The organism is Rhodococcus sp. NPDC003382, assembly GCF_053589135.1.
Window position 1 is genome coordinate 20,884 of sequence record NZ_JBSFRH010000065.1, and the last position, 11,426, is coordinate 32,309.

Consider the following 11,426-nt stretch of genomic DNA (forward strand, 5'->3'; position numbering starts at 1 on the left):
TCAGCACCGTGTTCCCGGCATCGGGAGACAGACATCGGGTCGCTGGACCGTCAGTCCGCTCTGGTCGACAAGAGCCTGGCCCTCCGGACCGGCGATGGCCGCGAGTCCTGTGAGCGTCTCCCGCAGGGAGTTCGTCATGGACTCCACGGACGTCTGCAGTTCCGCGCTGCGTTCGCCGGCCTCCACGAGGTGGGGGATGATCGGTTCGACCTTCTCCTGGTAGGGGCCGCTGAGAAAGTCGAACAGCAGCCCGGCGAGCCCGGAGAGTCCGTCGGCGAAGATCTTCACGTCCTGGTGGGCTTCGACGATCTTCGGCCCGAGGATGGCGTAGCCGCGGATGATCTCGAGTGCGAGTTCCTTGTTGTCGTTGGCGGTGCGGAGGTACTCGTTGGACAGTTCGAGCAGGCTCTCGATCTGGTCCTTCTGGTTCGCCATGACGTCCATGACCGCTTCGAGATCGGTGACCGTGATCCGCACCGCATCCGGGGATTCGCCGAGCAGCGCGGCGGTCTCGTCCAGGGCCGAGCGCAACGCTTCGGTGTCGAGCTCCTCCACCACCGCGGTGGCCTCCTCGAACATGTCGTTCACCAGGAACGGCAGGGCCGCGCGATTCTGCGGGATGGGCTCGGTCAGCGGCTGTCTGCCCGCCGGGTGCACCGCGAGGTACAGACCGCCGATGGGCGTGAGCATCCGCACCGACACCGAGGTCTGATCCCCGAGGAAATGCTCGGAGTCGACGGTGAACTCGACGTCGACGTGGTCGTCGGCCAGGGTGAGCCCGGTGACCGAGCCGACCGGGACACCTGCGATGCGCACGTCGTCGCCGGCGGCGAGTCCCGCGGATTCCGCCAGTTCCAGCCGGTAGGTCGAGGCCCCGACCGGACGCAGATAGAGCGCGAACACGACGCCGGCGATCACCGCGAAGACGAGCAGACCCGACAGCGCCCACCACATCTGGGTCCGGGGATCGGCGTCCTCGGATCCGAAATCGAGTCGGCCGAACGTGCGGGTGCGCATCAGGCACCTCCGTTGCAGATGGTCAGGGGACGGCCCTCGAGCAGCACGTCGGCCTCGATCGGCAACTGCACCGCACCGTTGCTGCACTGCCGGGCCGCGTCGACGCGCGGGACGAGGGAGTTGATTCCCTCGAAGATCCCGGGCAGCACCGACAGGGTGTTGATGGCCGTCTCCGGATCCGGGATCACCTCGTCCACCCGGAGGATGAAGTCGTCGTTGCGCTCGAGGAAGTCCTCGTGGCCGGGGTAGGCACCGAGACCGAGCTGGGCGAGCAGATTCACGGTGCGGTCGACCTCCGACATCTCGAGGGCACCGAGCTTGGTCAGGGACAGGAACTCGGTCATGCGTGTAACCAGCGGGGTGAAGATCGAATGGAACACCTCGAGGATGTTCTCGAGGTTCTCGGACCGGCCTTCGAGTTGCTCGTTCAGGGCGGTGAAGTTGTCGAGGAGGGTGCTCATCAGAGCGCTGCGGTCCTCGGCGTAGCTCGCGAGTTCGGCGATGTCGCGCATGACCGGGGTCGGGCTGGATTCGCTGCCCTCGATCAGCGCGGCCACATTGGTGGCCAGCCGGTTGTAGACGGCCGGATCCGCTTCGCGGAGAAGCGGTTTGAGGCCGTTGAAGACGGTGGTGATGTCGAACGAGTCAACGGTGTTCACCACCAGCTCGGCCGGGTCGAGTTCCTGGCCGCCGTCCTCGCTGCGATCGAGTTCCAGATAGCGCTGGCCCGTCAGGTTCTGGAACTTGACCAGGAGCCGGTCCGAGTCGCGCAGCCGGTACTCGTCGAGCACGGTGAAGTCGACGATCGCGCGGTTGCCGTCGGACACCGAGATGTCGACGACCTTGCCGATCTGCACGCCGCGCAGGCGCACGTCGGCGTTCTCCTTGAGACCGAAGACATCTCCGAACTGGGCCTGGTAGGCGACGGTCGAGCCGCCGACGGGTCGTTCGATCGCCTGCACGATCAGCACGATGATCAGGGCGACGACGGTCGCGAGCAGCGCCAGCCGGACGGCTGCCTGGCGGGGAGTTCTCATCGGACACCCCCGGTGTTCTCGAGCGGAACCCGGAAGGCCGGGAAGGTGTCCACGAGGACGTCCACCCCCAGGACCACCCGGTCACCCTGCTGGTGCAGGGCACCGTCGGCGCCGTCCACGAGCCGGGCGACCTGGTCTGGGGAGACCGTGCGCAGGCTCTGGTTCATCGGGATCAGGATGTCGAGCAGCATGTCCACGGCATCCGAGGTCGGGCCCAGGGCGCCGACGATCTCACCGGACAGCGCGAGCACGAGATGCGAGACCTCGGTGATCGTCTCGCTCGCCTGCCGGGTGCGGAAATCGTCCTCGAGTTCCTCGACGGACGCGATCGCCGACAGGGTGTTCAGGGCCGACGGGGTGAACACGGCGATGCCCTCGGAGACGTCGGCGAACTTCGGCAGCAGCTCGCTCAGCGGCTCGTTCTGGGTGCGGGCGATGTTGCGCATCACGAGCAGCGACGAGGCGAGCAGCGGCGCCATCTGCTGCGTCAGCTCCGCGGCACTGTCGATCGAGTCCGACAGCTGCGGCGTCACCACATCGAGCAGCAGCCGGCCGGAGTCGCGGAGCACCGTGGTCACGGTGAAGCCCCCGACGTCGCCGAGGGCGAGGGTGCTGCCCGGTTCGATCGGCTCACCGCCCGGCATCGGGATGAGTTCGAGTGCGGTGGAACCGAAGATGTTCGACGAGACGAACCGGGTGTGCATCGACGTCGACAGTTCGTCGACGTGGTTCTCGTCCACGCTGAGCGTGACGATCTGGTTCTGAGGCCCCTGGGGCTCGACGTCGATCACCGAGCCGATCGACATGCCCCGCAGGCGAACCGCGGTGTCGGTGGAGACCCCGTCACCGAGATTCGTCGCAGTGACCGCGAATTCGACCTCACCGGACCGATCCGGCTCCGTCGCCCACCACGCCACGGTGACGACGAGCGCGGCGGCGACGATCACCGCGAGCCCGCGGATCCGCAGCCCGCGTCGATCGGGCCCGAAGCCCGAATACTGTGCTGTGCTCACTTACTCCCTCACCCCGAGAAACTGATCGTCGCGTCGAGCCCCCACATCACGAGCGTGAGCACCATGTCGGTGGTCACGATCAGGACGAGGCTCGCGCGGATGGCCCGCCCGGATGCGATCCCGACCCCCTCGGGACCGCCGCTCGCGTGATAGCCCTGGTAGGCGTGCACGAGCGTCACGACCAGGACGAACACCACCACCTTGATCAGCGAGTAGATCAGGTCGACCGGCTCGGTGAACATGTGGAAGTAGTGGTCGTAGGCGCCCGAACCCTGGCCTTGCACCACGGTGACGGTCACGCCGGTGGCGGCGAACCCGAGCGCGAGCGCGATGAGATAGGACGGGACGACGGCACCGACCGCGGCGATGAGCCGGGTGGACACGACGTACGGAATCGAGTCGATGGCCTGGGCCTCGAGCGCGTCGATCTCCTCCGAGATCCGCATCGCACCGACCTCGGCCGTGATCCGGCACCCGGCCTGCGCGGCGAAACCGATCGCGGCGATCAGCGGCGCGAGCTCGCGCGGGTTGGCCAGCGCCGACATCGCGCCGGTCAGCGGTCCCATCCCGAGCATGTCCAGCGCCGAGAACCCGACGAGACCGACCATCGCACCCGCGACGATGCCGAGGATGGCCAGGACCGGGGCGACGCCGCCGCCGACGATGACGGCGCGGCCGTTACCCCAGGTCAGGTCGGTGAAGATCGCGACGGTCTGGCGCCGGTTGCGGCGCAGGGCGTGTCCGATCCCGCGGAACGAGACGACGACGAAGTGCAGGTAGAGCCCGAGGGACTCGATCGGGTCCCAGGCCCGGCGTGCGTGGCGCGTCCACCGCAGGCCGCGGGGCAGATAGGGGGACGGCGTCGCGACCGGGGTCTTCTGTGCGGCGCTCATCAGAGGAACCTCATCGGAACGAACATCAGGACCACCTGGGTGATGAAGAGGTTGACGACCACGCAGGCGATGATGCTGAGCACCACGGCCGCATTGACGCTGTCGGCCACGCCCTTCGGGCCGCCCTTGGCCTCGAGCCCGCGCTGGCTCGAGATGACGGCCACCACGTAACCGAAGACCGCGGCCTTGAGCAGACACACGATCAGGTCGGTGGTCGAGGCGAAGCTGCCGAAGGACAACCAGTACGAGCCCGGGGCCACCCCCTGGCCGAGGGAGGCGACCGCGAAGCTCGCGAGGATGCTCATCAGGATGATCAGCACGGACAGCATGGGGGCGACGACGACCATCGCCAGGATGCGGGGGGAGACCAGCCGGCGTTGCGGGTCGATACCCAGGGTGCGCAGCGCGTCGATCTCCTCCCGGATGGTGCGGGAGGCCAGGTCCGCGGAGATCGCCGACCCGCCCGCCCCGCCGATGAGCAGGGCCGCGGCCAGCGGCGCGATCTGCTGCATGACGCCCATGCCGCCGACCGCGCCGGCCATCGAGTTGGCGCCGACGTTGTCGGTCATGCTGCCGACCTGTACGGCGATGACCACGCCGAGCGGCAGGGCGACCAGGATCGCGGGTACGGCCGACACCGAGATGAAGAACCAGCCCTGAACGATGGCTTCCCGCAGCGGGAAGCGGCCGGTTGCGATGTCGAGGATCAGGTATGCGGTGGCGCGGAAGGCCAGCCGGAGTGTGCGCCCGAAGGTGCGTGTCGCCTCGGCGCCGCGTGCGGCGACGGCCCCGCCGAACGGCCGGTCCCCCGGCGCGGCGTCGTCCACGGTTCGCGAAGTCATGTTGCATCCCCCTGAGAAAACTGGTGGTGAAGAGCCGAGCGCGCAGACCGCAGGTCCGGCGGGACCGCGTCGACGACCGCAGCGTCGGTACCGCGTCCGGGACGAATCCGGGGACGCGTTCGGTGAACGGTGGAACCGGGTGTCAGACCTCCAGGGCGGCACGGGCTTCGGGGATCATCCGCACGCGTGCGGGAAGTACGCGACCGGCGGCGCGCAGGATCGCGATCAGTGCCCGGAACTCGCGTTCGCGGGCCGGGCTCCACGGCACACCCCAGATCTGCCGGACGTGCTCGGGGAAGGCACCGAACATCAGGGTCTCGACCGGCCGGCCCGTCAGCAGCTCCAGCAGCGCCGGCAGCGGGCGGGGGAGTGCCGCGAGTTTCGGTTGGAGAGTTGCGATCACGTCCTGCTCGTCGACGAGTTGCTGCATCCGCCGGGTGCCGGGCGACATGGCGAGTTTCTCCACGACCCCCTGCTCGACGTACGTGCGCAGACCCGCGGCATCGGTGGGCATGTCCTGCTCGCGCACCCCGAAGAGCAGGCCGAGGCGGCGGCTCTCCCGGTAGAACGCTTCCACCTGCGCGTCGGGCTGTGGTCCGAAGCAGACCGTGATCGCGTAGATCAGGGACTCGATCGTGGTGAGGTGCACCCACGTCCACACGTCGCGGTTCCACGCGTGGTACTTGCGTCCGTCGTAGTCGAGTCCGGTGATGGGCCGGTGCATCTCGCGCAGTTCACGGGCGGATTCGGCCACGTTCTCGCCGAAGTAGATCCGGTAGGTGTAGGCCAGGGTGTTCTCCGCGCGCACCGACGGCTGGCTGAACGACTTCGAATGTTGTTCGAGCGCAACCATGACGGTGGGATGCGTGCCCTGCAGCGACAGTGCCCGGAACAGGAACAGCGGCCAGATCCGCCGATCCGCCAGCAGGCGGACGAAGGTGCGGTCGGCGACGGGAACGTCCTCCTCGATGTCCACCGAAACACGTTGTGCCGCAGTGGTTTCCATCGCGATCTCCTCGGGTTCGGTGAGCGGGGGCCGGGACGGGGTCATCCGGCAGGCGGTGTGGGCGGCACGACGAGGAACGACAGCATCGTCCTGGCGATGCGTCGTACTCCGTCGTCGGTCGCCGTGGCGGGTCCGAGGTCGGGAGCCAGCCAGACGCTCGCGAAGAAGCGGGAGATGATCTCCGCGGCGGTCTCGGTGTCGAACTCGATGCCGGTCTCCCGCGCCGTGGATTCGAGCTCCTCGCGGACGGAGGTGAGCAGCATGGTGGCGATCTGTGGGTCGTGCATGAGGGGGAGTGCAGCGCCGTCGTCGACGAAGCGCCGGCCCACCGGATGGTTCCGGACGGTGCGCACGGCTTCGACGAGCCACTCGACCGACCTTTCGAGGGGGTCCTCGATCGAGTCGATCGCGGCGTGGAACTCGGTGACGAGGCGATCGAGTTCCCAGGCGAACGCGCGGGAGAGCAGCTCTTCCTTGGTGTCGAAGCGGCGGAACACCGTCGCGCGTCCCACGCCGGCTTCGGCCGCCACGTCGGTCACGGTGGTCCGTTCCAGGCCGTGACGAGCCAGGCACCGCATGGTCGCCGCGAGGATGGCGGCGTCGGTGGGGTCGAGGTCGGTGCTGTGGCCGACGAGTGCTCCGACCAGGAGCGAGCGGACCGGGGTGATACCCATAGTTCGGGAACGGTATCACCGATCTCACCGAGTGCAAATAACAAGTTCTAGCTAACCGAACTTATGTTTGTGCAGGCCTCTTGCCGCCGGGCCTGAAACAGAGTTCATTCGACAACTGCCCACGATGGACCCCGGGACTCGCACGGGAGCGGCCGCGGGCCCGAGCGGTTGTCGAGGGCGCGATCGGTGCGATGCGGACGCTCCCGACGCGGACCGGTCACGGCCGGGACGAACACCGGGGGCCGCGAGAACCCCGACGAGGGGTCGGGCAGCGTCGGTTTGCACCGGGCCCCGAGGCGCGGCGTCGGTGTGGTGGTGCCGGAGTGGATCTCCGGCGTCGGTCAGTCCTCGGTGCCGGTGCCGGTGCCGGTGGAGGCGTAGTGGCTGTCGGGAAGGACGAGCATGCGCGCGAAGCCGATCGCGCGCGGGGTCGTCTCGAAGACGGGTCGTTCCTGGCCGTCGCTGGTGGTGAACACGCCGACAGCTTCGAGTGGGCGTACGTGTTCGGGCTTGGTACCGGAGATCAACACGGTGATGTGACGGTGCTCGAGTTTGGTGATGGCGTCCTTGAGGACGATCGCGCCGGTGGCGTCGAGGGCGGTCACCCGCGACATGCGCAGGATCACCACCTTCACGTCCGCGACCTCGGCGAGTTCGAGGAGGAATCGGTGCGCCGCGGCGAAGAACAACGCGCCCTCGATGCGGTAGGCGACGATGTGCTCGCGCAGGAGTTCGTGCTCTTCGGCCAGGTGATCGCCCTGTTCGAGCGGGACCTGCTCGATCCGCGCCGACTTGGCGACTGCCCGCAGCGCGAGGAGCGCGGCGAATCCGACGCCGACGGCGACCGCGGTGACCAGGTCGAAGACGACGGTGACGAGGAACGTCGCGATCATCACGATGGTGTCGGCACGGCTGGCGCGGGCGATGGCGAGGACGGAGGCCGTTTCGACCATCCGGACGGTGGTCGCGAGGAGCACCCCGGCGAGCGCGGCGAGGGGGATCTCGGCGACGAGACCGGCGGCCAGGTACACGATCGCGGCGAGGATGAGCGCGTGCGTCAGGGCCGCGAGCCGGGTACGGGCGCCGGAGCGGACGTTGACCGCGGTCCGAGCGATCGCGCCGGTGGCCGGGACACCGCCGAACAGCGGCGCGGCGATGTTCGCCAGGCCCTGTCCGAACAGTTCCCGGTCGGGATCGTGGCGCGTGCCGACGGCCATCGAATCCGCGGCGGTCGCCGAGAGGAGCGACTCGAGCGCCGCCAAGGCGGCTACGGCCAGGGCCGGTGCGATCAGCGAGGTGAGATCCCCCAGGTCCAGGAAGCTCAGGGTCGGTGCGGAGAACCCGGACGGAATGGCGCCGATCCGGGCGATGTCCCAGCCGAACAGTTGCGCGACGACGGTCGCGGCGGCGACCGCGACGAGGGAGAACGGGATCCTCGGGAAGAAGCGTCCGCCGATGAGAATCGCCACGGCGACCACCAGCGCGAGCGTCGGCGTCAGGATCGACGGGTCCGCGACGAACTTGTGCACCGCGTCGAACGCGGACTGCCACACCTTCTCGCCCTCGGCGCCGGAGATGCCCAGGGCGGCCGGGACCTGCTGGAGAGCGATGACGACGGCGATGCCGGCGGTGAACCCCTCGATCACGGGGGCCGGCATGTAGCGGACGGCTCGGCCGATGCCCGCGAATGCCAGCGCGACCAGGACCACACCCGCGATCAGCCCGACCGCGAGCACACCCGTCGGACCGTACTGGGCCACGATCGGCACCAGGACCACCGTCATCGCGCCGGTGGGGCCCGACACCTGGAATCGGGAACCGCCGAACACGGCCGCGACGGCTCCGGCGATGACCGCGGTGGTCAGGCCTGCGGCGGCACCGAGGCCGGAGCTGACACCGAAACCCAGCGCCAGCGGCAGTGCCACCAGCGCGACGATCAGGCCGGAGAGCAGATCGGCGCCGGGAGCCCGGAGCGCGGGTTTCCACTCGCTCCATCGGGGCAGGAGTGCGGCGACCGACCGAACCACGCCGGAGACGCGGTTACCGGTGGGGCCGGTCGTGTTCGCGGGCTCGTTCGGGCTTCCCAGTACAGACATGTGCAGCTTCCTCAGTGTGCCGAGAACCTTTCCGGCGAGGGAAAGTCGGGTGATGCGTGGTGCGCGGTTCGGTCGACTGTGGTGGACGGGTGTTGCGGATCGTTTCCCCCGGCCGGGCCTGCCGAGGGGGCACAGGCCCGGCCGGGGGAGACGCGGCCCCGGCAGGGAGGAGGCGATCCCTCTCCTCCGTGCCGGGGCCCGGGGAAGGCGCGGAACGCGGGCAGATCGACGTGATGCGTTCCGCGCCTGGGTCATGGGCCCGGCGCTGCAGCCGGCAGGCTTCGCGGCGGCAGTTTCGTGCTGCCGGTGGATCCGCGCGCGTCGTGGTCCTTGTCGCTCACCCTCATCGTCCGTTCGTGCAAGGTGTGTATTTAGGAATCATGCAAGGTATGAAGTTTAGAAAAACTGCAATCAGCGGGTGCGGGCTGCGCCGCGCCGATGCTCGGCCGGTCAGCCTGCCGAGTTGCCCACCAGTGTCGGGGACTCCGGTTGGTCCTCGAGCAGCTCGGCCTGTCCCGCGACCACGCCCGTGAGGATCCCCCTGGCGATCTTCAACAGATCCGCGACCTGCGGCGAGGTCAACGTGTAGGAGACCGAGAGGCCCTCCCGCCTGGCCGTCACCAGTCCGGCGCGGCGCAGGATCGACAGCTGCTGGGACAGGTTCGCCGGTTCGATCCCGACCTCGGGCAGCATCTCCGAGACGGCGTGATCACGCTCGCTCAGCAGCTCGAGCACCCTGATCCGCGCCGGGTGTCCCAGTGTTTTGAAGAAGTCCGCCTTCATCTGGTACAGCGGTTGGCGCGCGTTCGTGGCCATGGCGCCTCCTGTGGTCTCCGTCGGCCGGCGGCTTCCGGTCGAGGGGTTCTCGTCCTCGTCGTGGGAACGCTTTCGTGCGCCCTCACGCTCGGCGGAATCATGCCATGCGGAAGAGCTATTTGCGAATCTTAGCAATTCGCCAATTGGGCGTTGCTGCCGCCGGTGCCCGCGAGGACCGCTCTGCCTGGGCGTCTGCCCCGATGTCCGATTTGTGGTTCGATGGTGACGTGACGGCTTTGATCTGGCTGATCGCGGGTGTGGCCCTCGCCGCAGCCGAGGCGCTGACCGGAGACTTCGTGCTGCTCATGCTCGGCGGCGCCGCCCTGGTGACCGCGGGCGTCTCGGCTGCGACGGACTTTCCCGTGTGGGCCGATGCCGTGGTGTTCGCGCTGTCCTCGCTGGTGCTGCTGCTCGGGGTTCGCCCGGCGCTGCGCCGGCGCTATTCGGCTCCGCCCGCGCTGACCACGGGTGTCGACGCGCTGCCGGGCAAACATGCCCTGGTCCTCGAACAGGTCGACGAGCATTCGGGCCGGGTGAAGATCGACGGTGAGGTCTGGACGGCGCGCCCGCTCGACGAAACCGCGGTGTACGAACCGGGAACCACTGTGACGGTGATGCAGATCGACGGCGCGACGGCCGTCGTATGGAGGGGTGTCTGACGATGGAAGCGTTGATCGTGCTCGCCGTCCTGGTGGCACTCGTGGTGCTGGTCGTGGTCAAGTCGGTCGCGCTGATTCCGCAGGCCGAGGCCGCGGTGATCGAACGGCTGGGTCGCTACTACCGGACCGCGTCCGGACAGCTCACCTTCCTGGTGCCGTTCGTCGACCGGATCCGCGCGAAGGTCGACCTGCGCGAACGGGTCGTCTCGTTCCCGCCGCAGCCGGTGATCACCCAGGACAACCTGACGCTGAGCATCGACACCGTCGTGTACTTCCAGGTCACCAACCCGCAGGCTGCGGTCTACGAGATCAGCAACTACATCGCCGCGGTCGAGCAGCTGACGGTGACGACGCTGCGCAACGTTGTCGGTGGGATGACCCTCGAAGACACCCTGACCTCGCGCGACTCCATCAACGGTCAGCTTCGGGGCGTGCTCGACGAAGCGACCGGCCGGTGGGGGCTGCGGGTCGCCCGCGTCGAGCTGAAGAGCATCGATCCGCCGCCGTCGATCCAGGAATCGATGGAGAAGCAGATGAAGGCCGATCGCGAGAAGCGCGCGATGATCCTCACCGCCGAAGGTCACCGCGAAGCCGCGATCAAGACCGCCGAGGGCGACAAGCAATCACGGATCCTCTCGGCCGAGGGCGCCAAGCAGGCCGCGATTCTCGAGGCCGAGGCCGACCGCCAGTCCCGGATCCTGCGGGCCCAGGGTGATCGGGCCGCGAAGTATCTCGAATCGCAGGGCCAGGCGAAGGCCATCGAGAAGGTGTTCGCGGCGATCAAGTCCGGTAAGCCGACACCCGAACTGCTCGCGTACCAGTACCTGCAGACGCTGCCGCAGATGGCGCAGGGCGATGCGAACAAGGTGTGGCTGGTGCCCAGTGACTTCGGTGATGCGCTCAAGGGATTCGCGAAGACCCTCGGCGCGCCCGGTGACGACGGGGTCTTCCGCTTCGAGCCGACGGCCGTCGAGGAGGAACTGCCCCGGCCGGAGGACGACACCGCCGAGGTCGCCGACTGGTTCACCACCGCCCGCGACCCGGAGGTCGCGCAGGCGGTCGCCGAGGCCGAAGCCGTCGCGCGCAAGCCCGTCGAGCCGGCGGTGCGCACGAGCGGGGAACCGGCCGGAGGACCGGAATTCGGCACGCCCGGGGCGCTGCCGGCGTCGGAGCAGTTCTCGACCGGTTGGGTGCCGCCCGCAGCGCCGGACCTCGCGCCTCCCGCATCGGAGGAACCGCAGCACCGCCAGGACTGACCCCCGCTCGTGCGTGGTTTCGGTAGCGGGTTGTAACAAAAACACCCCACACGGGGTTTAAGCCGGGGCGCACCCGCCGCGCCAACACCACCAAGCAAAAAGCCCCAACCAAAACAG

At 68.5% G+C, this 11,426-nt stretch carries 11 protein-coding genes; 2 read left to right on the top strand and 9 right to left on the bottom strand.

Features of this window, described 5'->3' with window-relative positions; translation table 11 throughout:
• From ACWDUD_RS28130 to ACWDUD_RS28170, 9 genes are all read right to left on the bottom strand, one after another.
• Nucleotides 1-1,017 carry an MlaD family protein gene (locus ACWDUD_RS28130; protein ID WP_450111460.1) on the bottom strand — a complete coding sequence of 339 codons (1,017 nt, stop codon included), beginning with the start codon at nt 1,015-1,017 and terminating at the stop codon, nt 1-3.
• Complete coding sequence (locus ACWDUD_RS28135) at nt 1,017-2,054, bottom strand: MlaD family protein (RefSeq protein ID WP_450111461.1); 1,038 nt, start codon at nt 2,052-2,054, stop codon at nt 1,017-1,019. Before ACWDUD_RS28135 ends, ACWDUD_RS28130 begins: the two co-directional genes overlap by 1 nt.
• A complete protein-coding gene (locus ACWDUD_RS28140; protein WP_450111462.1) occupies nt 2,051-3,067 on the bottom strand; it encodes an MlaD family protein in 1,017 nt (338 codons plus the stop codon). Before ACWDUD_RS28140 ends, ACWDUD_RS28135 begins: the two co-directional genes overlap by 4 nt.
• Before the next feature lie 8 nt (nt 3,068-3,075).
• On the bottom strand, nt 3,076-3,960 hold the full coding sequence (locus ACWDUD_RS28145; protein WP_450111463.1) for an ABC transporter permease: 885 nt from the start codon (nt 3,958-3,960) through the stop codon (nt 3,076-3,078).
• The gene (locus tag ACWDUD_RS28150) at nt 3,960-4,802 is read right to left on the bottom strand and encodes an MlaE family ABC transporter permease (RefSeq protein ID WP_450111464.1); all 843 of its coding nucleotides are present in this window, start codon (nt 4,800-4,802) and stop codon (nt 3,960-3,962) included. Before ACWDUD_RS28150 ends, ACWDUD_RS28145 begins: the two co-directional genes overlap by 1 nt.
• Nucleotides 4,803-4,944: 142 nt before the next feature.
• The gene (locus ACWDUD_RS28155) at nt 4,945-5,853 is read right to left on the bottom strand and encodes an oxygenase MpaB family protein (protein WP_450111465.1); all 909 of its coding nucleotides are present in this window, start codon (nt 5,851-5,853) and stop codon (nt 4,945-4,947) included.
• Entirely contained in the window at nt 5,850-6,482 is a 633-nt protein-coding gene (locus ACWDUD_RS28160) for a TetR/AcrR family transcriptional regulator (RefSeq protein WP_197253298.1), read from the bottom strand. The genes ACWDUD_RS28155 and ACWDUD_RS28160 overlap by 4 nt, the downstream gene beginning before the upstream one ends.
• A gap of 341 nt (nt 6,483-6,823) precedes the next feature.
• On the bottom strand, nt 6,824-8,578 hold the full coding sequence (locus ACWDUD_RS28165) for a SulP family inorganic anion transporter (RefSeq protein WP_450111466.1): 1,755 nt from the start codon (nt 8,576-8,578) through the stop codon (nt 6,824-6,826).
• A gap of 450 nt (nt 8,579-9,028) precedes the next feature.
• Nucleotides 9,029-9,394, bottom strand: a complete 366-nt coding sequence (locus ACWDUD_RS28170; protein ID WP_197253294.1) for an ArsR/SmtB family transcription factor — start codon at nt 9,392-9,394, stop codon at nt 9,029-9,031.
• Nucleotides 9,395-9,621: 227 nt separating this feature from the next.
• Between ACWDUD_RS28170 and ACWDUD_RS28175 the strand changes: the two genes are divergently transcribed.
• Entirely contained in the window at nt 9,622-10,053 is a 432-nt protein-coding gene (locus tag ACWDUD_RS28175; RefSeq protein WP_197253293.1) for an NfeD family protein, read from the top strand.
• Between the two features lie 2 nt (nt 10,054-10,055).
• On the top strand, nt 10,056-11,309 hold the full coding sequence (locus ACWDUD_RS28180; protein ID WP_450111467.1) for an SPFH domain-containing protein: 1,254 nt from the start codon (nt 10,056-10,058) through the stop codon (nt 11,307-11,309).
• Nucleotides 11,310-11,426 lie beyond the last annotated feature (117 nt).

Bases quoted from the DNA above. Each gene is read 5' to 3' on its own strand.
- ACWDUD_RS28145 (WP_450111463.1), bottom strand. From the start codon at position 3,960: ATGAGCGCCGCACAGAAGACCCCGGTCGCGACGCCGTCCCCCTATCTG.
- ACWDUD_RS28165 (WP_450111466.1), bottom strand. From the start codon at position 8,578: ATGTCTGTACTGGGAAGCCCGAACGAGCCCGCGAACACGACCGGCCCC.
- ACWDUD_RS28130 (WP_450111460.1), bottom strand. From the start codon at position 1,017: ATGCGCACCCGCACGTTCGGCCGACTCGATTTCGGATCCGAGGACGCC.
- ACWDUD_RS28180 (WP_450111467.1), top strand. From the start codon at position 10,056: ATGGAAGCGTTGATCGTGCTCGCCGTCCTGGTGGCACTCGTGGTGCTG.
- ACWDUD_RS28170 (WP_197253294.1), bottom strand. From the start codon at position 9,394: ATGGCCACGAACGCGCGCCAACCGCTGTACCAGATGAAGGCGGACTTC.
- ACWDUD_RS28150 (WP_450111464.1), bottom strand. From the start codon at position 4,802: ATGACTTCGCGAACCGTGGACGACGCCGCGCCGGGGGACCGGCCGTTC.
- ACWDUD_RS28135 (WP_450111461.1), bottom strand. From the start codon at position 2,054: ATGAGAACTCCCCGCCAGGCAGCCGTCCGGCTGGCGCTGCTCGCGACC.
- ACWDUD_RS28160 (WP_197253298.1), bottom strand. From the start codon at position 6,482: ATGGGTATCACCCCGGTCCGCTCGCTCCTGGTCGGAGCACTCGTCGGC.
- ACWDUD_RS28155 (WP_450111465.1), bottom strand. From the start codon at position 5,853: ATGACCCCGTCCCGGCCCCCGCTCACCGAACCCGAGGAGATCGCGATG.